This is a genomic window from Faecalibacterium sp. Marseille-Q3530, assembly GCF_017377625.1.
Classification (GTDB): domain Bacteria; phylum Bacillota; class Clostridia; order Oscillospirales; family Ruminococcaceae; genus Faecalibacterium; species Faecalibacterium prausnitzii_E.
The window spans coordinates 124086-148343 of the sequence record NZ_JAFREH010000003.1 but is presented as its reverse complement, the minus strand read 5'-3'; the positions used below and the strand labels follow the sequence as shown (position 1 = coordinate 148343).

The 24258-nt window shown below is 62.1% G+C and carries 21 protein-coding genes; 16 read left to right on the top strand and 5 right to left on the bottom strand.

The window, feature by feature from the left end:
* Nucleotides 1–218 precede the first annotated feature (218 nt).
* Entirely contained in the window at nt 219–1109 is an 891-nt protein-coding gene (locus tag J3350_RS04955; protein ID WP_207685907.1) for a DNA-binding protein, read from the bottom strand.
* Nucleotides 1110–1236: 127 nt separating this feature from the next.
* Entirely contained in the window at nt 1237–2430 is a 1194-nt protein-coding gene (locus J3350_RS04950) for a hypothetical protein (RefSeq protein ID WP_207685906.1), read from the bottom strand.
* Between the two features lie 336 nt (nt 2431–2766).
* Here J3350_RS04950 and J3350_RS04945 point away from each other — a divergent pair, with 336 nt between their 5' ends.
* The 10 genes from J3350_RS04945 (at nt 2767) to J3350_RS04900 (ending at nt 13539) form a co-directional block, all read left to right on the top strand.
* A complete protein-coding gene (locus tag J3350_RS04945) occupies nt 2767–3465 on the top strand; it encodes a response regulator transcription factor (RefSeq protein ID WP_097792968.1) in 699 nt (232 codons plus the stop codon).
* Entirely contained in the window at nt 3465–4979 is a 1515-nt protein-coding gene (locus J3350_RS04940) for a sensor histidine kinase (protein WP_207685905.1), read from the top strand. The genes J3350_RS04945 and J3350_RS04940 overlap by 1 nt, the downstream gene beginning before the upstream one ends.
* A gap of 242 nt (nt 4980–5221) precedes the next feature.
* Nucleotides 5222–5872 carry a ribulose-phosphate 3-epimerase gene (gene rpe / locus J3350_RS04935; protein WP_097792966.1) on the top strand — a complete coding sequence of 217 codons (651 nt, stop codon included), beginning with the start codon at nt 5222–5224 and terminating at the stop codon, nt 5870–5872.
* A 13-nt stretch (nt 5873–5885) separates the two neighbouring features.
* A complete protein-coding gene (locus J3350_RS04930; RefSeq protein ID WP_207685904.1) occupies nt 5886–6890 on the top strand; it encodes an RnfABCDGE type electron transport complex subunit D in 1005 nt (334 codons plus the stop codon).
* On the top strand, nt 6887–7612 hold the full coding sequence (locus J3350_RS04925) for an Rnf-Nqr domain containing protein (RefSeq protein WP_207685903.1): 726 nt from the start codon (nt 6887–6889) through the stop codon (nt 7610–7612). The genes J3350_RS04930 and J3350_RS04925 overlap by 4 nt, the downstream gene beginning before the upstream one ends.
* Entirely contained in the window at nt 7609–8217 is a 609-nt protein-coding gene (locus J3350_RS04920; RefSeq protein WP_207685902.1) for an Rnf-Nqr domain containing protein, read from the top strand. The genes J3350_RS04925 and J3350_RS04920 overlap by 4 nt, the downstream gene beginning before the upstream one ends.
* Before the next feature lie 26 nt (nt 8218–8243).
* A complete protein-coding gene (locus J3350_RS04915; RefSeq protein WP_207685901.1) occupies nt 8244–9365 on the top strand; it encodes a putative glycoside hydrolase in 1122 nt (373 codons plus the stop codon).
* Nucleotides 9366–9409: 44 nt separating this feature from the next.
* Nucleotides 9410–10702: a DUF1015 domain-containing protein gene (locus J3350_RS04910; RefSeq protein ID WP_207685900.1), complete on the top strand. Its 1293-nt coding sequence runs from the start codon at nt 9410–9412 to the stop codon at nt 10700–10702.
* Nucleotides 10703–10769: 67 nt separating this feature from the next.
* The gene (locus J3350_RS04905; RefSeq protein ID WP_207685899.1) at nt 10770–12710 is read left to right on the top strand and encodes a DEAD/DEAH box helicase; all 1941 of its coding nucleotides are present in this window, start codon (nt 10770–10772) and stop codon (nt 12708–12710) included.
* Nucleotides 12700–13539 (top strand): putative RNA methyltransferase, encoded by an 840-nt coding sequence (locus J3350_RS04900; protein WP_097792959.1) that lies wholly within the window; start codon nt 12700–12702, stop codon nt 13537–13539. Before J3350_RS04905 ends, J3350_RS04900 begins: the two co-directional genes overlap by 11 nt.
* Before the next feature lie 84 nt (nt 13540–13623).
* Here J3350_RS04900 and J3350_RS04895 read toward each other — a convergent pair whose 3' ends face one another.
* Nucleotides 13624–14280, bottom strand: coding sequence for an ECF transporter S component (locus tag J3350_RS04895; RefSeq protein ID WP_158577506.1), 657 nt, complete (start codon nt 14278–14280; stop codon nt 13624–13626).
* 194 nt (nt 14281–14474) lie between these two features.
* Here J3350_RS04895 and J3350_RS04890 point away from each other — a divergent pair, with 194 nt between their 5' ends.
* Nucleotides 14475–15917, top strand: a complete 1443-nt coding sequence (locus J3350_RS04890; protein ID WP_207685898.1) for a PLP-dependent aminotransferase family protein — start codon at nt 14475–14477, stop codon at nt 15915–15917.
* On the opposite strand, the gene J3350_RS04885 is transcribed toward J3350_RS04890, so the two are convergent.
* Nucleotides 15824–16741: a hypothetical protein gene (locus J3350_RS04885; RefSeq protein WP_207685897.1), complete on the bottom strand. Its 918-nt coding sequence runs from the start codon at nt 16739–16741 to the stop codon at nt 15824–15826. The genes J3350_RS04890 and J3350_RS04885 overlap by 94 nt on opposite strands.
* Before the next feature lie 378 nt (nt 16742–17119).
* Between J3350_RS04885 and J3350_RS04880 the strand changes: the two genes are divergently transcribed.
* Nucleotides 17120–18625 (top strand): sodium:alanine symporter family protein, encoded by a 1506-nt coding sequence (locus J3350_RS04880; RefSeq protein ID WP_207685896.1) that lies wholly within the window; start codon nt 17120–17122, stop codon nt 18623–18625.
* Nucleotides 18626–18684: 59 nt separating this feature from the next.
* On the opposite strand, the gene J3350_RS04875 is transcribed toward J3350_RS04880, so the two are convergent.
* Nucleotides 18685–19953: an aminoacetone oxidase family FAD-binding enzyme gene (locus tag J3350_RS04875; protein WP_207685895.1), complete on the bottom strand. Its 1269-nt coding sequence runs from the start codon at nt 19951–19953 to the stop codon at nt 18685–18687.
* A gap of 318 nt (nt 19954–20271) precedes the next feature.
* On the opposite strand from J3350_RS04875, the gene J3350_RS04870 reads away from it, so the two are divergent.
* The 4 genes from J3350_RS04870 to J3350_RS04855 all read left to right on the top strand — a co-directional run bounded on the left by J3350_RS04870 (nt 20272) and on the right by J3350_RS04855 (nt 24206).
* A complete protein-coding gene (locus J3350_RS04870) occupies nt 20272–21702 on the top strand; it encodes a diguanylate cyclase domain-containing protein (RefSeq protein ID WP_207685894.1) in 1431 nt (476 codons plus the stop codon).
* Nucleotides 21703–21787: 85 nt separating this feature from the next.
* Complete coding sequence (locus J3350_RS04865; RefSeq protein ID WP_207685893.1) at nt 21788–22330, top strand: stage V sporulation T C-terminal domain-containing protein; 543 nt, start codon at nt 21788–21790, stop codon at nt 22328–22330.
* A gap of 185 nt (nt 22331–22515) precedes the next feature.
* Complete coding sequence (gene hrcA, locus J3350_RS04860) at nt 22516–23589, top strand: heat-inducible transcriptional repressor HrcA (protein ID WP_207685892.1); 1074 nt, start codon at nt 22516–22518, stop codon at nt 23587–23589.
* Nucleotides 23586–24206 carry a nucleotide exchange factor GrpE gene (locus J3350_RS04855; protein ID WP_207685891.1) on the top strand — a complete coding sequence of 207 codons (621 nt, stop codon included), beginning with the start codon at nt 23586–23588 and terminating at the stop codon, nt 24204–24206. The genes hrcA and J3350_RS04855 overlap by 4 nt, the downstream gene beginning before the upstream one ends.
* Nucleotides 24207–24258 lie beyond the last annotated feature (52 nt).

Below are 24258 nucleotides of genomic sequence, written 5' to 3'. Positions count from 1 at the left end.
TCAGGTCGCACAAGCACCCTGCCTGCTTACAGAAGAGTGCGCAAGAGGAGTTTCTGCAACAAAAAAGACATCTCCGCAGAGATGCCTTAGCTGGCCGTGTGGGCCGGATAGAGGAAAACGCATATTCTGTTGCCATGAAGAAACAACAGGATGCACGATGTTATGTGAGATGTGCTCCTTACACGTTGAGAAGGACCTCATCATCTACGGTCATCTTGTCAATAGGGGATCCTGAAGTACTCCATGACAGATTTGAACTGATCTTGTGCGGTCAGGCAGGTATCCAGCAGGTAACCGCGTTCCGACTTCCACTCATGGAGACCGCGGTAGTAGAACATCTTGAGGTCATCCGTGATAATGAACGGCACGATGTTGTTCCGCAGACACTCTTTGAAGAGAAGAAGACGCCCGACCCGTCCGTTTCCATCCTGAAACGGATGGATGGATTCAAAGGCATAGTGAAATTCCAACAGATCCTCCAAGTTTTTTTGAGAGGAGCTGCCGTATGCGGCTAAAAGTTCTTTCATCTGCGGGGCAACCAGTTCAGGGGCAGTGGTGCTTCTGCCGCCGACCTCGTTCGGGAGTTTTTTATATTCGCCAACAGCAAACCAGTCTTTGCGGGAATCGCTGGTGCCGCTTTTCAGTGTAAAGTGCAGCTTTTTGATCAGTGCTTCGCGGATGGGCTTCTTGGCATCCCGGATGATCAGATCGATGCACTTGAAATGATTGGCGGTTTCCACCACATCATCGACGTTGACGACACCATGTTCCATGCCGATGGTATTGGTTTCGTAGATATACCGCGTCTGGTCGTGGGTCAGACGGCTTCCCTCAATGTGGTTGGAATTGTAGGTGAGATCGATCTGAATTTTGTGGTAAATCCCGCCTTTCATGTGTCCGGTCATCTCGTCCTGCAAAATATCGAGCAGGGCGCGGGGCGCTTGCTGCTTTTTGTTGATGCGCTCTGGACGTTTTGCGTCCTGCGGAATGTTCCATGTCTTGCCGGTAAGAACTGCCCCCGGAATCTTGCCGGAAGCACAGTAGTTACGGACCGTGCGCTCGGAAAGATTCCATGCTTTTGCCGTATCAGCGACAGATTGATAGTTCATCTGAACACCTCCCATGAGATGATTATACCATTTTATCGGCAAGAAAGCAAATGGCAAACATCTGCGAATGTTCAACTTTGCCGATAAATATATAATGGACAAAGTTGGCGAATCGTCTTGCGTTTTCTCAGGAATCGATTCGGATGGTCCAGGTCTGAGTGGCGGCATCAAAAGAGCCAAGGTGGAACGAATTTTGCTCAAGTAAGGAAGCAGACAATGTATACTGGTTAGACAACGAAACCGTAAGAGGATAGGATGCGGGAATCGAATTGATAGAGTCAGCCATCATAGCAATGCCGTTTTCATCGGTATAAACAGGAAGAGAGTCGTAAAAATCAATCAGGGAACCATCCTGCATGTCAAGACGAAGTTCAGCGGAGACGTTTGCCAGCGGCTGATTTTGTGCATCAACAAGCCGGACCTTAGATTCGGGAGAATAATCCGAAGAAATGGGTTCCATGTTGAGTCCCCAGGTACATGGATCGGAAAGCTGATCCAACGAAGCATCAAGATGAAACGGATGGTCGGAGATAACGGAACGATATCCATCAGCAACGGCAGTGTAATAGTATGTACCAGAAGGAAGGTCGGAAAAGGTTACAGAATCTCCCAGAGAAATCTGGAAAGATTGAACACACTGCTTACTTTCATAGTTGAACAGAGAAATGGTAACAGATACTCGGCCAACCTGGTCCGCACCAAGATAAGAGTAGTTAAATAACGGGCTCTCCTTATGAGACAGAAGAAGGGCACCCATTGCATGTGTATAGAGGGTAAACTGATTTGCATGGAATGTCGGCATGTTTTCCAACTGCTGATTCGAGAATAGCCCCGAAGGTGTAGAAAATTCCGTGTCATAAATTTTATCGGACCAGGTGAGATAAAGTGTGACCGGGGCATCTTTCTTTTGGAAAGTTCCAGGCGCAGGCGACATAAAGAGCACTCGAAAACAAGAAGAAGACAAATTTGGGTCATTCTGGTATTGTTTTTGAGAATTCGAATCGATTTTAAGACGAGGGGAACTACATGGCAGTTTCTGACGAACCGTTTCGTAAGAATCTGCCATATAGGTGACAGTCGGGAGGCGGGTATAGGTCTGATTACAGTAATAGGTGTAACCTGTAACTGTTAAAAACAGAAGAAACACGACAGCGGCAAAGTGAGTGTTGTGCTTTGAATTGGAATTAACAGGGAAATAGTAAGAAACGATGGTTGAAACTCCGCCGATGATGCTCAATACAAGTTCATTCCAATTGTAAACAATCTCGGCAAAGTAAGGGTCGATGTAGCTTTCGAGAAAAGAATGTAAAAGCGTCAACATAAAATAAACCTCCGTATAACGTAGAAATAAGTGGATCGGAAGTGGATGGATAGATGATACTGCATCTTGAAAGAAATTCCAATGGCATAAATGAACGAAGATGGGACGCTTTCTTAGAGAAAATTAAGAGGGTCTGACGAAAAATAAAAAAACTTGAGAAAAGGGTTTCCGATTTTGAAGAAGCCCATTTTCGCCCAAATCCCAAAAATCATACAAAACCTTCTTTATTTTGTCATAACTGTTCCGTATAATAGAAGATAGGGACTCTTTGAAAACACCCGTCCCAGGCTGTGGGACGATTTTTAAGAACGCTACATGGATACAGGAGGAACACTCATGGCAAACGAAAAGATCCTTGTCGTGGATGACGACGTCAATATCTGCGAGCTGCTGCGGCTCTATCTGACCAAGGAGGGCTATCAGGTCACCATCGCCAACGACGGCGAGGAAGGTCTGGAAAAGTTCAATCAGGTCAAGCCGGACATGGTCCTGCTGGATGTGATGATGCCCAGGATGGACGGTCTGGAAGTCTGCCGCCGCATCCGCAAGCTGGGCAATACGCCGGTGATGATGCTCACGGCCAAGGGCGAGACCTTTGATAAGGTGCTGGGCCTGGAACTGGGCGCGGACGACTACATGGTCAAGCCCTTTGACGCAAAAGAGGTCGTGGCCCGCATCAAGGCGGTGCTGCGCCGCTGCCAGACCAGCACGGCGGCTGCCGAGAGCACCGAGGGCGTCATCGAGTTCGACAACCTCCGCCTGGATATGAACAGCTACGAGCTGCGGGTCAAGGGCAAGGTGGTGGAGGCACCCCCCAAGGAGCTGGAGCTGCTCAACTGCCTGGCATCCCACCCGAACCGCGTCTACACCCGCGACCAGCTGCTGGACGAGGTATGGGGCTTCGAATACTACGGCGACAGCCGCACCATCGACGTCCATGTCAAGCGCCTGCGCGAGAAGCTGGCCGGTGCCTCCGATAAGTGGGAACTCAAGACCGTCTGGGGCGTGGGCTATAAGTTCGAGGTGCGTCAGTAATGCGCAAAAGTATTTCCGTCACCTTCTTTTCGGTGGTGGCGACCCTTCTGGTGCTGGGCACGGCGGTGATGGGCTGCTCGGAGTGGGTCCTGTTTAACCGCTACTTTGCGCAGGAGCGGTACGAAGCGCTGGACAGTGTGGCCGAGGTCACCCGGCGGGCGGCAGACTACGTGGTCCAGCAGGCGGCCCTGCCCAAGGGCGAGGAACTGGACGCGCTGAGCACCAAGCTGGAGATCATCGGCGAGAGCGCCGAGGCCTATCTGTTCCTGACCGATGAGGACGGCCATGTCCTTATCACCTCCAACCCGGCGCAGCTGGCGGAGGATGCCGTGCCGCAAGCCCTGATGGCCAGGGTGGGGGATGAGAAGCCCTACCATGTCCTGAGCACGCTGGATGGCGTCCTGACCGAAAAAAGCTACGTTTCCGTGCGGAAAATGATGGACGACAACGGCGCTTGCAGCGGCTATCTCTTCCTGTGCTCGTCCGGTGCACGGCTGACCGATTTCAAGGAGGAGTTCTGGTCGAACTTCTTCTTCTCGGCCTGCATCATGCTGCTCTGCGCCAGTGTGCTGACAAGCGTCCTGATGCGGCGGCTCACCGACCCGCTGCAAAAGATCACCGAGGCCGCGCAGCGGTTCGGCGGCGGGGATCTCTCGGTCCGCGTTGAGGGGGTCGAGGGCGAAGGCGAGGTCGTGGACTTGGCCCACACCTTCAACCAGATGGCCGAAAACATCCAGTCCAACGACAATTCGCGCGGCCAGTTCATGGGCAACATCGCCCACGAGCTGCGCACCCCGATGACCACCATCAAGGGCTTCATCGACGGCATTCTGGACGGCACCATCCCGCCCGACATGCAGAACCACTATTTGCAGCTGGTCAGCGAGGAGACCGGCCGTCTGGCCCGGCTCATCCAGAACATGCTGGACCTGTCCAAGCTGGAAAGCGGCGAGTATCAGGTGAACGCCCGGATGTTCAACATCTGGGAGACCCTGACCGGCGTGGCGCTCTCGGCGGAACAGCGGATCAACGATGGCATGATCGAGCTGGAGGGCCTGACCATGGACGAAAAAGTTCTGGTCTATGCCGACCCCGACCTCATTCATCAGGTGGTGTACAACCTTCTGGACAATGCCATCAAGTTCACCCCGGCGGGCGGGACCATCCGGTTCCACGTCGAGAAGCTGGGCCCGGAGGTGGAGGTCTCCATCTGGAACTCCGGTCAGGGCATCAGCCCGGAGGCGCTGCCCTATGTGTTCCAGCGCTTCTATAAGGAAGACCGCTCCCGCGGCCTCCACGCCCGCGGCGCAGGTCTGGGCCTGAACATCTGCAAGGTGCTGGTCAACCTGTCCGGCGGCCAGATTCGGGTCGAGAGCCAGCAGGGCGAGTGGTGCCGGTTCGTGTTCACCCTGCCCACCTGCCCGCCCAACCCCGGCGAGATCAAGCGCCTGCCCGACGAAGCGGGCCGTCCGGTGCCGGTGGAAGACCCCGCCAGTATGAAGCCGGTCAACTGAATCCTGCACAGCCAGGCTGTTCCGTCGCGTGGAACGGCTTGGCTGTTTTTTGCATGATGGGGGCTGCAAAAGGGATTTTTGCGACTTTTCCGTGAAAAACACGGCTGCGGATTTGATTTTTTCTGCGTTTTCATGTAAACTAAGAATAGCTATGTCTACCCTGAATTCTGTTCCTGTACGGAGCACAAAAACAGGACGCATGGCAAAACTTTTTGAAAAAATAACGGAGAGTACAAACGAACATGACGATTGTAAGTCCTTCGATCCTTTCAGCCGATTTCACGAAGCTGGGCGCAGACTGCCGGATGGTGCTGGACGCCGGGGCGCAGATGCTGCACTACGATGTGATGGACGGCCATTTCGTGCCCAACATCAGCTTTGGTGTGCCGGTGCTGAAGAGCCTGCACAAGGGGATGCCCACAGCGTTTTACGATGTGCACCTGATGATCAGCCACCCGCTGGCCTATGCCGAGCCGTTTGCAAAGGCGGGGGCCACGCTGCAGAATTTCCATCTGGAATGTGAGGACGACATCCAGCAGACCATCGACGCCATCAAGGCGCAGGGGTGCAAGGTCGGCCTGACCATCAAGCCGGGCACGGCCCCGGAGGCGCTGGCCCCGTATCTGGACCAGCTGGATCTCGTTCTGGTCATGAGCGTGGAGCCGGGCTTCGGCGGGCAGAAGTTCATGCCCTCGGCGCTGGAAAAGCTGCGCTGGCTGCGCGAAGAGCGGGCCAGACGGAGCGCACATTTCCTGCTGGAAGTGGACGGCGGCGTGGACGACGCCACGGCCCCGCTCTGCGTGGAGGCCGGCGCGGACATTCTGGTGGCGGGCAGTGCCGTCTTTGGTGCGGCAGACCCGGCGGCGGCTGTGCGCCGTCTGGCTGCGCTGTGAGAGGTGCTGAGCCATGGATGAAACTTTGATCCGGGCGCAGCAGCGGGAACTGACCCGGACGGGCCGCTACTACCGGCATGTCTGCTGGATGGCCGTCCCGCTGCTGTGCATGTCCTGCTACTTCTACGGGCTGCGGCCGCTGCTGCTCTGCAGCGCGGCGGTGATCACCGGCAATCTGTGCGACCGTCTGGTCTCACTGTTGCGTCGGCGTGTCTACCAGTCCAACGATCTTTCCAGCGAGAGCTTCGCGCTCCTCATCGCGCTGCTCATGCCCGCCACGGTGGACTGGTACGTCCTCATCGCGGCGGTCCTGGCCGGTGTCTTCATCGGCAAGGAGGTCTTCGGCGGCTACGGCAGCTATCCGTTCCACCCGGCGGCGGTGGGCTACGTCATCGCGGCGGTGTCCTGGCCGGAACAGGTGTTCCGGTACCCCCAGCCGTATACCGCCATCCCCCTGTGGGATGCGTCGGCTGTGCCGGTGTCGGATACCATCTCCCGGACCCTGCGCAGCGGCGGCATCCTGAACCTCAGCCCGATCTCGCTGGTGCTGGGCGAGTATGCTGCCCCCATGGGCACCGGTGCGGCGCTGGTCATTCTGGCCTGCGGGCTGTTCCTGTGGTATCAGAAGGATACCCGCCTGAGCGCAGCCGTCAGCTTTCTGGTGACGAGCGCTCTCATCGCGTTTCTGTTCCCCCGGCAGGTGGGCCTGCTGGACACTTCCTTTGCGGCCAGCCTGCTCCCCCGTTTGCAGTGTGTGCGGGATGAGCTGCTGACCGGCGCGATGCTGTTCAGCGCGGTCTTCCTGCTGAACGAGCCCTATACCTGTGCCCATCACCGCATCGGCCGCATTTTGTACGGTGTGCTGGTGGGTGCCGCGACCATGGGCTTCCGCTACTTTGGCGTCTACGATACGGGGGTCTGCTTTGCACTGCTCACGGTCAACAGCATTTCCGGCTGGCTGGACCGCACCGAGACCCGCCTGTACCGTCTGCTGGGCTGGAAGGAGGATGCGGAATGAAACGTCATGTTGCAGAAATGATCACCCGCGACCCCGAAAAGTTCGCACACCATGACCGCATCTTCAAAAACAACCCGGTCGTCATGCAGGGCATGGGCCTGGCCCCGCTGGTGGTGCTGGCCACCAGCGGCAGAAACGCCGTGATGCTGGCGGTGGCCGTGGCCCTGCTGCTGACGCCCTCGCGGATGCTGGCCTGCCTGCTCAGCCGTCTGTGCCCCCTGCGGGACGAGCGCCCGGCCCCCGAAGAGCTGGAAAAGAAGCTGCTGCCCCGCGCCTTTGTCTACAGCGGCAGCGCCGCTGTGGTGTATCTGGCGGTGTATCCCATCCTGAACGCCCTCTTCGGCACCGATTTGCTGGTGCTGGGCATCTACCTGCCGCTGCTAGTGGTGGAGCCGCTGCTGACCTACCGCTTCGGCCGTGTGCAGGAAACGATGCACAAGGCTGTTTCCAAAGGTCTGCGCATCACGCTGGGCTATGCGCTGATCCTGCTGCTGTTGGGCTGTGTGCGCGAGTGGCTGGCCCTCGGCAGCGTGTTCGGCATCCCGCTCAGCCGCTCCGTCCTGCCCATGGCCGGGATGCCGGCGGGCGGCTTCATCGTGCTGGGCGTGGTGTGCGCCATCTGGCGCGCACTGGCCCGCGAGCGGCAGAAATACCTGAAAAATGAGGCGCGCGGCTATCTGGCCGTGCATCCGCAGGAGAACCGGAAGGAGGCAGAACAATGAGCGACGTGCTGCACCTGGTAGGCGTCTTCTTCAACTATGCCGTTCTGGCCATCTTTGCCCAGAACGCCGTCTTCACCCGCAGCCTGGGCGTGTCCCGGCTGGTCCAGCTCGTCGGCGACGAGCGGACGAGCAGCTGGTGGTTTGCCCTGATGCTCTGCATCACGCAGGTGCTGGTGGCTCCGCTGGCCTATTTTGCGGGCAGCTTCATTGCCCCGCTGCCCAACCGCGCCCAGCTGCGCCCGGTGATGTATCTGACCTGCATCGCGGCGGTCTGCCTGTTTGAGCTGCTGGTCCTCAAGCTGGCAAAAGGCCCCCGCAGCGGCCAGCTCATCCGCATCCTGCCCGTGGCCGCCGTCAACAGCGGTGTGCTGGGCACGGTGCTGGTCGAGCGCACCCAGAGCTTCACGCTGGAACAATCCCTCGGCTTCGGCCTGGGCAGCGGCCTGGGCTATCTGCTGGCCGTCATGCTGGTGACGGAAGCACAGAACCGTCTGCGCAGCCGGGCCATCCCGGAGGCATTTCGCGGCCTGCCCGTCACGCTGATCTACATCGGGGTGCTGGCACTGGCCATCTATGGCTTTACCGGCCATTCTGTGATCTTGTAAAAGACCCCAAGGGAGGGTGGTTGATTATGGCAAAATATCCGAAACGCCAGAAGGTCAAGCGCTATCGGCGCAGCTTCTACAGCCGCGAGATGCGGGTAAAAAAGGGGATCGGCATCGCCGTGCTGGTCCTCGTGATGCTGGGCGCGGCCTGGCTGGCAGCTCCCCATGTGCTGGACTGGGCAACGCATACCTGGTACACCGTGGTGCGCAACCGGGATCTTTCCGCCTCCTCCCCCGCCAGCGCGAGCGCATCGTCCGTGGCGGAGAGCCCGGCGTCCTCTGCGGCGAGTGAACCGGCCGCTTCTTCGGAGGTGCAGCCGGAGGTGGTGACGCCCGCTGTGGACGGCACCGCCATCGTGGAGGGCAGCTGGGCCGAGGCCGACATCACGGCCCTGACTGAGGAGGCCTCCATCCGCGCTGCGGCGCAGCAGCTGGCCTCGCAGGGCGTGAAATATGCCGTCGTGACCCTGAAGGACTCCACCGGTGTGGTCTACTATGCGTCTCAGGTGCCCGCCGCTGCGGCCAGCCCGGCCAGCGTGACCGTGGACCCGGCCAGGGTGGCCGCTATCTTCCGGGAAGAGGGCCTCATCCCGGTGGCGAAGCTCGCCGCCTTCCGTGACCCGGCCGGTGCCCGCGCCGACCACGCCATGGCCATTGGATATAAGGGGCAGGCCTATCTCTGGCTGGACAACAAGGCGTCTGCCGACGGCAAGCCCTGGCTGAACCCCTATGCGGACGCAGCCGTCCAGTACATCGGCGATCTCATCGACGAGCTGCACACCGCCGGGTTTGAGCAGATGGTGCTGGAGAACGTCCAGTTCCCGGCTTCCACCAGCAGCAAGCAGGACTATGGCACCACCAACGGCGTGAGCCGTGCCGACCAGCTGCGGGCCGATATGGCGGTCTGGGAGCAGCGCTTCGGCAGCCGTGTGACCCTGTGGTACAGCTATACGCTGGCCGAGGTGGCCGACACCTCCAGCACACTGGGCGTCCCGGCCGCACAGCTGGGCGTGAAGAACCTTGTGGTGCGGGTGCCTTCGGCCTCCACCATGACCGCCGAGGAGCGCGCTGCTCTGGTGCAGGCGCAGACCGAAGCGGGCGTCGAGCATGTGGTCGTGCGGGACAATGCGGCCGGATACTATGAATAAAAACTACGGTTTCCTTTCAATAACGCGAGAGGGAGGAATGTGATATGAACAAAACATCGTGCTTTTCTCCGGCACACATCCTGCTTCCGGCGGAGAATATCCCGCTGGAACAGTGGGGCTGCGTGGCCTGCGATCAGTTTACGAGCGACCGCTCCTATTGGGAAAAAGCGGCCCGGACGGCGGCAGGTTCGCCCAGCACCCTGAACCTGGTCCTGCCGGAAGTGTATCTGGAAGAGAGCGGCGTGACCGGCCGCATCCAGAAGATCCATGAGACCATGGACGACTATCTCCGCACGGTGCTGACCCGTGCGGTGGACGGCTTTATTTATGTGGAGCGCACCGAGCAGAGCGGCCGCATCCGGCAGGGGCTGGTGGGGAAGATCGACCTTGAAGCCTACAGCTACGCCGAGGGTGCCCAGCCGGAGGTGCGCCCCAGCGAACACACGGTCGAGAGCCGCATCCCGCCCCGGATGGCCGTCCGGCGCGGGGCCAGCCTGGAAACGCCCCACGTCATGATGCTGGCCGACGACCCGGACTGCACCCTCATCGAGCCCATCGGGGCGAAGAAAGACGCGCTGCGCAAGGTCTACGAAGGCGAACTGATGCTGGGCGGCGGGCACATCGCGGGCTGGGCCGTGGAAGACCCGGCTCTGCTGGCCCAGATCGATGCGGCCCTGCAGGGGCTGGGCCGTCAGGAAGTCTTTGATGCCCGGTATCCGCAGGCCAGGGGCGCAGCTCCGCTGACGCTGGCCGTGGGCGACGGCAACCACTCGCTGGCATCGGCCAAGGCCTACTGGGAAGAGCTGAAGCAGACCCTGCCCCCGGAGCAGCAGGCAGACCACCCGGCCCGCTGGTGCCTGGCCGAGGTGTGCAACGTCCACTCGCCCGCCATCGAGATCGAGCCGATCCACCGGGTGCTGTTCAACGTGGACTGCGGCGCGGTGCTGCTGGCCCTCATCGCGTGGAGCGACTCCCACAATGCAGGCATCTGCTTCGGCGATGCCCGGCAGCAGTCCTTCACGCTGGCAGGCCCCCACGTCGCCAATGTGCTCAGCTTCGAGCACCCTGTGGCCCCGCTGACCGTCGGCACCATCGACGCCTTCATCGAATACTTTATGGCCCGCCACATCGAGGCCCGCGTGGATTACGTCCACGATGAGCCTGCGGTCCGCGCCCTGTGCAAGCAGGGCGGCGTGGCCTTCCTGCTGCCGCCGTTCGACAAGAGCGACCTGTTCAAGGGCGTCGTGATGGGCGGTGTGCTGCCCCGCAAGACCTTCAGCATGGGCCATGCGGAGGAAAAACGGTATTACATCGAGTGCCGGAAAATCAAAGAGTAACAGAATGAAATGCAAAGGCCTCCCCGGCAGGGCGAGGCGGAAGCATTTCATGGACAATAGGAGAACCATGACTTTTAACGAACTGAATCTGTCCGCCCCGCTGCTGCGTGCCGTTGCGGAGGCGGGCTACGAATCCCCCTCGCCCATTCAGGCATCGGCCATCCCGCCGGTGCTGGCCGGGAGGGATTTGATGGGCTGCGCCCAGACGGGCACCGGCAAGACCGCAGCCTTTGCGCTGCCCATGCTGGACCGCCTGACGGCGGCCCCGGCCAAAAAGAAAGGGGCCGTCCGTGCCCTGATCCTGACCCCCACCCGCGAGCTGGCGCTGCAGATCGGCGAGAGCTTTGAGCTGTACGGCAAGTACCTGAACCAGCGCAGCACCGTGATCTTTGGCGGCGTTGGCCAGGCCCCGCAGGTCGCGGCCCTCAAGAAGGGCGTCGATATCCTCATCGCCTGCCCCGGCCGCCTGAACGACCTGGTGGGGCAGGGCCTCATCGACCTCTCCCACATCGAGATCTTCGTGCTGGACGAGGCCGACCGGATGCTGGACATGGGCTTTGTGCATGACGTGAAAAAGGTCATCGCCAAGCTGCCCGCCCAGCGCCAGAACCTGATGTTCAGCGCTACCATGCCCAAGGAAATCGAGCAGCTGGCGGCCGGCATCCTGCACGACCCCGCCTTCGTCAAGGTGGACCCGGTGTCCAGCACCGTGGACCGCATTGACCAGAGCCTGTATTTCGTCGAGAAGGGCAACAAGAAGTTCCTGCTGCCCTGGCTCATCCAGAATCTGAAACCGCCGGTGCAGAACGCGCTGGTCTTCAGCCGCACCAAGCACGGCGCGGATAAGATCGCCAAAGACCTGAACAAGCAGGGTATCCCGGCAGCGGCCATCCACGGCAACAAGAGCCAGTCCGCCCGCGTGGCGGCGCTGGAGGGCTTCAAGGCCGGAAATACCAAAGTGCTGGTGGCTACCGATATCGCCGCGCGCGGCATCGACATCAGCGAGCTGTCCCATGTCTTCAACTACGATCTGCCCGAAGTGCCGGAAACGTACGTCCATCGCATCGGCCGCACGGCCCGCGCCGGTGCCGACGGCACGGCCGTCAGCTTCTGCGCCCCGGAGGAGCAGGAGTATCTGGCCGGGATCGAAAAGCTGAACCGCCGGAAGATCCCGGTGGTATCCGGCCACCCGTGGGACGGTGTGCCCGCCCCTGCCAAAAAGGAGCCGCCTGTGCGGGGCAAAAAACCCAAGGCGGAGGCCGAAGTGCCTGCCGCCCAGCCGGAAAAGCCCGCCAAAGCGGCAAAACCGGCCCGGCCCAAAAAAGAAAAAACGGCTGCTGCCAAGGCAGAGCCGATGAAATCTCAACCGAAAGAGGAACCATCCATGGATGAAAACCAGAAGCGCACCCCCGGCGGGCGCAGCGAAAACCGCCGCTCCAACAACAGCCGCCCCCGCCGCGAGGGCAGCAATGCCGCCCCGAACCGCGGCAGCAACGCCCAGCCCAAGTTCGACCCCCACTTTGTGAGCGCCCCGGAAGCGACGCCGCTGCGCCCGGCCAAAAAGCCCAGTGCGCCCGCAGCCCAGCCCGCCGCAAAAACGGCAGCCCCGGCCGGCAGCGCCAAAGGCGAGAACGCTCAGAACGCCCCGAACAGCCAGAGCCGCCGCAATGCCCAGCCGGGCAGCGCCAGCCGCCCGGCTCGCGGGGGCCGCACCGAGCGGACGGAGCGCCCGGCCCGCCCGGCACAGAACGCCGCAGGCAGTGCCAACACCGGCAAGGGCCGCACGGAGCGCAGCACTGCGGGCCAGCCCGCCCGCGCACCCCGTGCCCCGAAGCAGGAGGCCTCCCGCAGCCGCAGCCGGAACAGTGCGCCCAGCCGGGACGAAGATCCGGGCCTGGTCCTCATCAGCCGCCGCCCGCCGCAGCAGAAGTTTACCAACTTCGAAGAGTATATGAACGCCCACGGCGGCGCAACGGCTCCCATCGAGGATCACAGCGATGAAGTCTGAGCCATGGCAGTGCCCGCTGTGCGGCGGGCCGCTGACCGGGGAGCAGGATCTGAAATGCCCCTCCGGCCACTGCTTTGACCGCGCCAGAGAGGGCTACTGGCACCTGCTGCCGGTGCAGAGCATGCGCACCAAGGCCCCCGGCGACAGCAAAGAGATGGTCGCCGCCCGCCGCGCCTTTCTGAATGCCGGATACTATGGCATCTTTGGGCAGGCGGTGGGGGAGCTGTGTCTGGAATACGGTCTCCCGGCCGGGCCGGAGGCCCCGCTGCACCTGCTGGATGCAGGCTGCGGCGAGGGCTGGTACGACCGCTGCATCGCCCGGCAGTTTGATGCGGCCGGGCAGCCGCTGGAGCTGGCGGGGTTCGATATCGCCAAACCGGCAGTCCGGCTGGCGGCGAAGGCACTGCCCACGGCCCGCTATGCGGTGGCATCCAGCTTTGCCCAGCCGGTCCGCACCGGATGGGCCGACCTGCTGCTGAACTGTTTCTCGCCCTTTGCGCGGGAGGAGTTTTTGCGGGTGCTGCGCCCCGGCGGGCGGATGCTCTACGTCGTGCCCGGCGCGGAGCATCTGTACCAGATGAAGGCCGTCCTCTACGAGACGCCCTACAAAAACCCGGTGCAGCAGGTGGCGTATGAAGGCTTCCGCCCCATCGGGGAGCGGGAAGTCTCCGGGACCATCACGGTGCCCGCCGCCCAGCTGGAAGCGCTCTTCGCCATGACGCCCTACTACTGGAAAACGCCCCGCGACGGCGCGGCCCGTCTGGCCGCCCTGCCGGAGCTGACCACCGACATCGCGTTCCGCTTCCTCGTATTTGAAAAAGAGCAATAAACGACCCGCCCCCGGTGCTGCGCAGATGTGCGGCACCGGGGGCGGGCTTTTGTGTAGAGACCTGTGGAGAGGCAGGGGAAAGGCTTAGTTCTTCTTCTCTCCCTTGGGCAGCAGACCGGCGCGGTCGAGGGCCGGGCGCAGTGCAAGGTAGAGCAGGACGACGCAGACGGTGGAAGCCACGCTGTTCACGAAGGTGACGCCGCCGGCGATCTTGGTCAGGGCCTGGGCTACGGTGTACTCCTGACCGAAGATGTAAACGTTGCGGAAGTAGCCGAGGAACGGGTCGGTGAAGACGTTCAGCAGCAGGCCGGAACCGGCAGCCACGATGACCTTGACCAGATAGCCGGAGCTGTGGCGGTCGAGGTCGCGGAGCTTGAACACCTTGTGGGCCACCGCGCCGCAGGTGATGCCGATGAGGAACTTCAGCACGAAGGTGGTGACGGCATAGCCCGGATCACCGGCCAGGATGTCGGCCAGAGCCAGACCGATGGCACCGGCCAGACCGCCGGACACGCCGTCCAGCAGCAGGGCGGTCAGCGCGGTGAAGGTGTTGCCCAGATGGAACGAGGAGCCGCCGTAGAACGGAACCCGGAAGAACAGATAGGCTACCAGACTCAGCGCGGCCATGACGCCGGTGAGCGCCAGCTCGTGGACGGTAAAGGTGCGCTTGTACAGCACACTTGCAAAGACAATGACAATGACAACGACTGCCAGCAGCAGCCACATTGCGGTGGTTGACATGATGATTCCCTCCAATTTTCACAAAGACCTGCCAGGAGACCGAAATGTTCCAATTTACCCATAAAACTACTTGACATTTGGGTGTACAGCGGGTATGCTCCTATTATACGCAAAACTGGCCCTGTGAAAATACCCAGAATATAGTTTTTTTATGGGGTCAGTTTGAGGGAATGCCCAAAAAGAGGAGGGGTTTTGTGTTCCATTTGACGACAGCACTGGATGCAGCCTCGGCGGTGCCGCTGTACGAACAGCTCTATGAGAGCCTGGCCGAGGAGATGCGCACCGGGGCCATCCCGGCGGGCACCCGGATGCCCGGCAAGCGGCGGATGGCGGCGGAGCTGTCCGTCTCGGTGAACACCGTGGATGCGGCCTACCAGCTGCTTGCGGCGGAAGGATATCTGGAATCGCGGGAGCGCAGCGGCTTTTATGTACAGGAATATCTGGCCCTGCCCATCCGCCCGGCCGCGCCGCCGCCCGCCGCGCTCCTGCCTCAGCCGGAGGCGGGACCGCCGGTGCAGCCGGTGCGGTATGACCTCTCCACGCGGGGGGTGGATCCGGCCCTCTTCCCGTTCCGCACCTGGGCACGGCTCCAGAAGGAGCTGCTCTACTCCTCGCCCGAACTGCTGACCCACGGCGACGCGCAGGGGGACATCGAGCTGCGGCAGGCGCTGGCGGATTATCTGGAAGAATACCGGGGCGTGCAGTGCCGGGCGGAGCAGGTCGTCGTGGGGGCGGGTCTGGAATATCTGCTGGGCCTGCTGGCCCCGCTGCTGCCCGGCCCGGCGGCGGTGGAGAACCCCGGCTACCCCCGCGCCCGGCGGGTGCTGGAGAACAACGGCGTCTCCTGCTGCTGCCTGCCCGTGGATGCGGACGGCCTGTCCATCGAGGCGCTGTCCCGCTCCGGTGCGGCGGTCTGCTATGTGACCCCCAGCCACCAGTTCCCCACCGGGGCCACCATGCCCGCCGGACGCCGGGCCGAGCTGCTCCACTGGGCCTCCCGCAGGCCGGGGGAGCGCTACATCATTGAGGACGACTACGACTCCGAGTTCCGCTTCGACACCCGCCCGCTGCCCAGCCTGCAGGGCATGGCAGGGGCCGACGGCCCGGTGGTCTACCTTTCCACCTGCTCCCGCAGTCTGGCCCCCAGCATCCGCATCGCCTATATGGTGCTCCCAATCCAGCTGCTCCCGGCGTGGCGGGCAGCGTACCGGCTCTATTCCAGCCCGGTCAGCCGGTTCGAGCAGCAGACGCTGGCCCGGTTCATCAACGAGGGATATTTCACCCGGCATCTGGCGCGGGAGCGGGTGGCCTACAAGGCCCGGCGGGATGCGCTGGTCCGGGCGCTGAATGCAGCCTTCGCGCCGGGAGAACTTCGTTTTTCCGGCCTGCACACCGGTCTGCATCTGCTGGCGGCGCTCCGGGATGCCCCGCCGGATGCGGCACTCCGGGCCGCTGCCGAGGCCGAGGGCGTCCGGCTGAGCCTGTTGAGCGACTACGACCTGACCGGCAGCGCCCGCGGCCTTGCGGGCACACTGGTGCTGGGCTACGGCTCGCTGGCGGACGACGCCTGCCCCTCGGTGGGGGAGACGTTGAGGAAGGTCTGCACCGCTGCGCGGGACGCCTCGGTGACGGTGTAAGTGCCCGCCTTGCGGTCCCACGCGCCGGGCAGGGCGTCCGACTGGAACACCGCCGCGCGGTTCACGAGAAATTCGAGGATGTCGCCAAGCAGGGTGTAGTCCTGGGCTGCAAAGTCGGTCAGCAGGGCGGAACTCTGGCTGCGCAGGGCCTCCGGCAGGGTGGAGGGCAGCAGCTCGAAGTTCTGGCGGAAAAAGGCGTCCCACACGGCGGCGCGGGCTGCGGCCCGGCGGCTGGGCGGTAAAAGGCCGTCGGCGTCCAGCCCGGTCAGAAGATCCGATGCTTCCCGTGCGCGGAAGGTCTGGACGCTGGAACTCTGGCCGAGGGCGTCCAGCTCCTCGGCGGTCAGTGCGCCCGAAAGGCTGACCCGCACGGCCCCATACCGCGCTGCCAGCGTTTCGAGCACGGCGGGCGAGAGGGCCAGATACAGGGTATCCTCCGGCAGGGCCAGCGTTTCCAGCAGGGCTTGACGGCACCGCGCCGGGCCGGCTGCTGCATAGCACTGGGCCAGCGAGGCTTCGCCGCCGCCGAACGGCACCGTCAGCTGCCCCGGCACGGCCAGCAGATGGGCGGCGTTCTGGGGCGCGTTCAGGTAGAACAGCACGAAGCCGGGCTGCTCCCCGGCGGTGCAGAGCAGCAGTGTCATCCGGTCGTCGGCTTTGGGCAGGTCGATGGGTACGCCCCGCTGTGGCTCGGCAGTCTGCATCAGCCATTGCTGGCGCAGCATCTGCCGGGTGAGCAGGACGGTGCCGCCCACCAGCGGCAGCAGCACCAGAAGCGCCGCCCCCAGTGCGGCCCAGAACGGCTTCCATCCGCCTTTGTGCATTCCTGACGCCTCCTTTGCCGGTGTTACGGAAAGGATGGCCCCGCCGCCTGCGGATTATACAAAAAACGCGGGCTGTGCGGAAAAGTCATACGAAAATAAAATTCATCCACTTTGCATCAAAGATGAAACCTCAGAATAAATTGAAACAAAAAGCTTGCCAGCGGCGGGGAACTATGATACAGTTCTTCTATCACGCACAGACAAGCGGAACTGTGCATCACACGGGAACAGAATGAGGGGAGACGGCGGAGCCGCCGTCTGTTGCGCACAAAGGGGTGTGTCTGTCAGCAGCAGGAGACCCCTGTGCGGGAAGCTGCGTTTTGCGGGCAGAGCCTTTGGCGTTCTGTCCGCTTTTTGTTTTGCAGAGGGGGAACGATCATGTTAGAGACCATTACGAGCGTGAATGGAGTTGTCAACGGCATCGTCTGGGGGCCGGTGGGGCTGGCACTGCTGTTCGGCACCGGCTTTGTGATGTCGGTGCGCACCGGTTTTTTCCAGTTCGGGCATTTCCGGTACTGGCTGCGGAACACCATCGGTGCCATCTTCACCGACCGGGACATCACGGCCCATACCGAAAAGAACGATAAGGCCATCAGCCAGTTCCAGAGCCTGTGCACCGCGCTGGCGGCGACCATCGGCACCGGCAACATCGTGGGCGTAGCAACGGCCATCCTCAGCGGCGGGCCGGGTGCCATCTTCTGGATGTGGGCCATGGCCATCCTGGGCATGATGACCAACTACTCGGAAAACGTTCTGGGCATCTTTTACCGCCGCAAGAACGCCGACGGCGAGTGGTCCGGCGGCGCGATGTACTACCTGGCCGACGGTCTGGGCAGCAAGAAGGGCTGCAAAAAGCTGGGCCGGGTGCTGGCGGTGCTGTTCGCCTGCTTCTGTGTGCTGGCCTCCTTTGGCATTGGCAACATGAGCCAGATCAACTCCATTGCGGGCAACATGAATGCGGCCTTCCAGGTGCCGAATCTCCTCACCGGCATCCTGCTGGCGGTGCTGTCCGCGCTGGTCATCCTGGGCGGCTTGAAGCGTGTGGCGGCCGTGACGGAAAAGGTCGTTCCGCTGATGGCGCTGTTCTACATCCTGGGTGCGCTGACGGTCGTGCTGACCCATGTCACGGCGATCCCGGCTGCATTCGCGGCCATCTTCAAAGGCGCTTTCGCCATGCAGGCGGCGGGCGGCGGTGTGCTGGGCTACGGTGTGTCCCGCGCCATCACCTGGGGCTTCAAGCGCGGCGCATTCTCCAACGAGGCGGGCCTCGGCTCGTCGGTCATGGTGCACGCGTCCTCCAACGTCAAGGAGCCGGTGCAGCAGGGCATGTGGGGCATTTTTGAGGTCTTTGCCGATACCATCGTGGTCTGCACCCTGACGGCGCTGGTCATCCTGACGTCCGGCTTCGTGGACCTGAACACCGGCCGGATGCTCACCGAGGTGCAGGGCTCTGCGCTGGTGGGCGAAGCCTTCTCCACCGTGTTCGGCAGTTTTGGCCCCAAGTTCATCGCGGTATCCATTCTGCTGTTCGCCTATTCCACGGTGCTGGGCTGGAGCCACTACGGCACCAAAGCCTTTGAATATCTGTTCGGCACCAAGGCCAGCATGGGCTATCAGGTGGTCTTCGTGGCCATGGTGCTGGTGGGTGCGACGATGAAGCTCGACCTCGCGTGGGACCTGTCCGATACCTTCAACGGCCTGATGATGCTGCCGAACCTGATCGGTGTGCTGAGCCTGTCGGGAACGGTCGCGGCCATCACCCGGAACTATGTGGACCGCAAGTTCCACGGCAAGCGGGTCGAACCCATGTGGTCGGCCTTTGCGGAGTACCAGAAGGAGGAAGAAGCGGAGGAAGCCACGCTGGACAAAGCCGCAAACGAATAAAAAGAACGCAAAAAGACCCGGCCCTCTCCGGCAGATGTGCAGGAGAGGGCCGGGTCTTGTCATCTCTTTTTGTGCGGGCGGCGCAGGGTGCGCACGGCGTCCCGCCCGGCAGTGATGCCGCTGCCGAAGGCCCAGTGCAGGTTGAAGCCGCCGCACGTCCCGGCGCAGTCCAGCGTTTCGCCCACGAAGTACAGCCCCGGACAGCCCTTGAACTGGAAGCTGGGCTCCAGCTCGGTCAGGCTCAGGCCGCCGCCGGTGGTCTGGGCCTGTTTCCAGCCGCAGGGGGTCAGGTCTTCGAAGAGCCAGTGCTTGGCCGTGTTGGCCAGCACCTGCCAGGCGGCATCGGGCAGGGTGTCCAGCGGTGTGTCCGGCAGGCGGGCCGCTGCCCAGAGGGCGCGGCCCAGTTTGGGGTTGAGCAGCCCCGTCCAGAAATCAGCGGGCGTCCGGCCCGGCAGCAGGGGCACCCGCCCGGAGAACAGAGCCGTCAGCGCGGCCTCGTCCAGCGCGGGGAAGAGGTCCAGCTCCACAGCGGGGCGCTTCGGGCCGCGCCGGGGGGCCAGCAGGCCGGACAGTTGCATGATGCAGATGCCGGACAGGCCGTAGTCGGTGAACTGCACCTCACCCGTCTCTTCGGCCAGCAGGGTGTGGCGGTCCAGGTCGAGCAGCGCGGCGCGGGCCTTGACCCGGATGCCGGCCAGCGCTTTGTTGGGCCGGGCCGTCTGCAAGGCGGTCAGGCAGGGGTAGAGCGATTCCAGCTTTCCGCCGCACTGGGCGGCAAAGCGGGTGCCAAAGCCATCGGTGCCGAACTGCGGGCCTGCATTGCCGCCCATGGCGCAGATGACGGCATCGGCATGGAGCGTTTCGTTGCTGCGCTCGGCACTGTCGAAGAGGACAGCGTAGCCGTTCCGGTTCTGGCTCAGGGTGTTGACGGTGCAGCCGGTGCGCACCTCCACCCCCAGCCGGGCCATGTGGCCCTCCAGCAGGGCGAGGACGTCCGCCGCCTGATTGGAATACGGGTAGACCCGCCCGGCTTCGTCGGTGCGGGTGTAAAGCCCCAGCGCCCGGAACCATTCCAGCGGCGCGGCGGTGTTCACGGCGTTCAGCAGCGGGGCCAGCGCCTTTGGGTCTGCGGTGAAATAGCACGCCGGCGCGATGCCGGTGTTGCTGAGGTTGCACCGGCCGTTGCCGGTGGCCAGCAGCTTTTTGCCGCAGCGGGGGTTGCGGTCCAGCACGGTGACGCGCACTGCCCCGGCGGGGGCCGCCTGTGCTGCGGCCAGCGCCGCCGCCATCCCGGCTGCACCGCCGCCTAAGATCACGATCTGTTGCATGAAACGATCCTTTCTGAAAAGAGAAAAAGCCGCCGGAACCCTCCCGCGCGGCGCAGGGCCTGAAGAACAGACCCAGTATAGCATAAACCGGAAAAAACGGCCAGAGTTCAAACGGGAAAAACTATGGAAGAGCATTGACAGAAGAGGAAGAATCTGGTAGATTTGAAGCGATGCAGCAAAGATGCGGCTAAGAAATTTTAACTTCTCTCGAAAAAAATCGGGGGTACGATGAATATGTCATGGGATTATAGGATAGAGAGAAGCAGACGGCGAGCCGCTGCGCTTACGCTCCTGGTGGTGGTGTGCCTTTTCAACATTGTGGGCTATCTGGTATATGTGCAGCGCCAGTTCTATCGGGAGAGCACCCAAAACCTGCTGGAGACCTACGAGCAGGTGAACAAGACGTTTACCATGTTCGCGCAGCGCAACTGGAACGTGCTGAGCGAGTGGGGCAACAGCTTGCAGGAGGAGGCAGACGAAACGGCCATCCGGGCCAGTCTGCGCCACTTCAACCGCGAAAAAACGACCTGGCGGTACAGTGAGCTGTACCTGTTCAACGAGTCCAGCCAGTATCTGAAAGCCACCGGAGAGAGCGGAGAGGCGCAGGAACTGTGGGGCGCGTTTGCGGCGACGTATGCGACCGGCCGGTCCAGCGTGAGCAGCTATGTCATAGGCACGGGTGAGCGCCGGGTCGTGTTCACCGTGCCCATCCGGCCGGTCGAGGTCTCTGGTGTGACCTATACCTGCATTGCCGTCAGCTACAACAATGCAACGCTGGAAGAGATGATCGGCGGCCATGCCTACAACGGTCAGAGCGACTGCTACATCATCTACCCGGACGGCAGCGTGATGCTGTCCGAGGAGCCGAAGAGTGAGATCGAATCCCGGATGACGAACCTGTTCGATTATCTGGAGAAAAATGCCAAGGTCGATGCCGACGGCTTTGCCGCCATGCGGGAGAACGTGCGCAGCGGCGGCAGCGGCAGCACTGGGTATCGGTACGGCGGCAAGGGCTATTATCTGGTCTATCAGCCGGTGGGCTTTCAGGACCTGACCATCGTGGGCATCGTGGAGCGCGATGTCGTCGATGCCGGGATGCGGAAGATCCAGAAGGTCACCATCCTGCTGCTGCTTTTTTTGATGGGCAGCGTGGCCGTGGCGATGGTGCGGTCGGTCAAGCTGGATGCGGCACTGGAAATGGAAGAAAAAGAAAACGCCCTCCGCAGCGAAGCGCTGGAACGCCGGAAACTGGAGGGGCTGGCCAACACCGACGGCCTGACCGGCCTGTTCAACGAGCGGTGCTTCAACAGCACCCTGAAGCAGAAGGAAGAGGCGCGCCAGCCCTTTGCTCTGTTCTATCTGGATCTGGACCGGTTCAAGCCGGTCAACGACACCTACGGCCACGATGTGGGCGACCAGCTGCTCCGGGCCGTGGCCGACCGGCTGCGGAGCTGTGTGCGGAGCAGCGACTTTGCGTTCCGCATCGGCGGCGATGAGTTTGCCCTGATCGTGAACGGCGAAGTCGATGCAGACGGGTGCGCCCAGCGGATCGAGACCATCAAATCGGTCATCCGGCAGCCCTATGTGCTGGACGGCCGGACCATCTGCATTGGCACCAGCTGCGGTTCGGCCTGCTACCCGGCCGACCGGGCCGTCGTCCGCGACATCCGCATCCTGGCAGACCACCGGATGTATGAGGACAAGCAAAAACAGGGAAGCTCCCGCAGGCAGAGCTTCGCGCTTGAATAATTCTCCTTTCTCTACCACAAAATAACCACAGGAAACGAAATCTGGGAACCAAGGAAACGTGGAACCGAGAAAGGGAGAATGTGTTATGAAAGCAACCGGGATCGTCCGCCGCATTGATGAGCTGGGGAGGGTCGTCATCCCCAAGGAGATCCGCCGCACCCAGCGCATCCGCCGGGGAGACCCGCTGGAGATCTTCACGACCGGCGACGGCGAGGTCATCTTCAAGAAGTATTCGCCGGTGGGGGAGCTGAGCAGCGTGACGACGCAGTATGTGGATGCGCTGAGCAAGAGCTTCGCACTGACGGCCTTCGTCTGTGACCGGGACCGCATCCTGGCGGCGTCCGGTGCCGGGCGGCGGGACCTTGTGGACCGCAGCGTCAGCCAGCCGCTGGAAAAGCTGATGGACAGCCGGAAGCTCTACGCCAGCAGCGGCGACCCGGAAAAGGCCCTCCTGCCCTGCGAAGGGGCGCAGCGCGCTCTGCTCTGCGTCTGCCCCATCATCGCGGCGGGGGATGTGACCGGTGCCGTGGGCTTTCTGACCGAGGACCGGGCGGCACAGCCGGATGCCGCGCAGGAGAAGGCCGCAGCTGTGGCGGCGGCGTTTCTGGCAAAGCAGATGGAAGAGTGAATACCTTATAATAGAAACAAACGGCCTGCGCCTCGGCGTGGGCCATTTTCTTATGACCAATTTGTGAATCTTTCAAAACTTTTCTGCGAACCTATTGACAGCGCGGAAAAATTGGATATAATGGTCTTAGCACTCAGGAAGACAGAGTGCTAAAGAACAAAAAGCAAACGAAGGAGGCAGGCGCTATGACGATGGATGCACGCAAGCAGCGAGTCTTGCAGGCGATCGTGGCGCTGTATGGTCTCGAAGGGGAGCCTGTGGGCAGCAGTGTGCTGGCGAACTACTTTGACATGGCAGTTTCCAGTGCGACGCTGCGCAACGAGATGGCGGCGCTGACCAAGCTGGGTCTGCTGGAGCAGCCCCACACCAGCGCGGGCCGTGTGCCCAGTGCCAAGGGCTACCGTTATTATCTGGACAATCTGCTGACGGATGACCAGCCGCTGGACCGCGTGACCCGCGCACGGGTGGACGCCGTGTTCGCCAGCCTGGACCACGAGCCTGAAAAGCTCGCCCAGGGTGCCGCACGGGCGCTGGCCCAGATCAGCGGCTGCACCGCAGCCATCAGCACCCCCTGTGCCGAGGACCTCTGCATCGCCCATTATGAGGTGGTGCAGGTGGGCCGCAGCGCGGCGGCAGTGCTGGCGGTGACCACGGCCGGCTACGTCCGGACCCGCGTGGCGCGGGTGCGCACCGGCCTCTCGCGTGAGGATGCTGCGGCGCTGGCCGCCCTGCTCAACCGGAACCTGACATTCGTGGCTCCCATGGATCTTTCGCCCCGGCTCCTTGCAGAGCTGTGCGGCCAGATCAGCCCGGAGCTGGTGCCGGTGGTGTCGGCGGCAGCGGCCATCCTGCAGGATTCCACCAAACCGCATGTCTATCTGGGCGGCGAGCAGTACCTGCTCGACTGGCCCCAGCTGGAAGGCAAGGTCGGTTCCATCCTCAGCCTGCTGAGCGATGAGGAAGCGGCCGCCCGGCTCATCGCCCCGCCCACAGAGCAGAGCGAGAGCATCCTGCTGGGCGAGGACATTGAGCCGCAGATCCCCGGCCTGTGTATCGTCAGCGACCGTTATCTGGTCGGCGGTGGGCTGTGGGGCTCGGTGGCACTCATCGGGCCGACCCGGATGCCCTTCCCAAAGCTGATGCCTCTGCTCCACACCTTTGCCGACCAGCTCGGCGAAGGCATGAGCGGCAAACGAAAAGATACCCCGCAGGCAGCCGCACCCCGGCGGACTGTGATCTATAAGGAGGACCTGGAATGAGCGAAGAAACCAAGAAGACCCCGCAGGCGGAACCCGCCGCAGAGCCAAAGACCGCTGAGCAGGCCGCACCCGAAGCAGCCGCTGAACAGGCTGCACCCGCATCCGAGACAGCGGAACCCAAGGATGCGAAGAAGGACGGCTGGTTCAAGAAAAACCGCGACCTGGAAGCTGCAAAGGCAAAGCTGGAAGCAGCCGAGCAGGAAGCGGCCCAGACCAAAGAAAAGTTGCTGCGGATGGCTGCCGAGTACGACAACTACCGCAAGCGCACCGCCCGCGAAGCTGACCAGAAGTTCAACGATGGCATCTCCTTTGCGGTCAACCAGATCATCCCCATCCTTGATACGCTGGAGATGGCGGCCAACGCCCCCACCACCGACGAGAATTACAAAAAGGGTGTGACCATGACGCTGGACAAAGCGGCCAAGGCACTGGATATCCTCCATGTGGAGGAGATCGAATCCCTGGGCAAGCCGTTCGACCCCAATTTCATGAACGCCGTGCAGCAGGTCCCCGCCGAAGAGGGCCAGGAGAGCGGCACGGTGGTCACCGTCTACCAGAAGGGCTACAAGCTGGGCGACAAGATCGTCCGCCATGCGACCGTTGTGGTGGCCGAGTAACTTCGCAAAGACCCGCAAGGGTTTTCAAATAAACATCCGCTTATCCACTTTG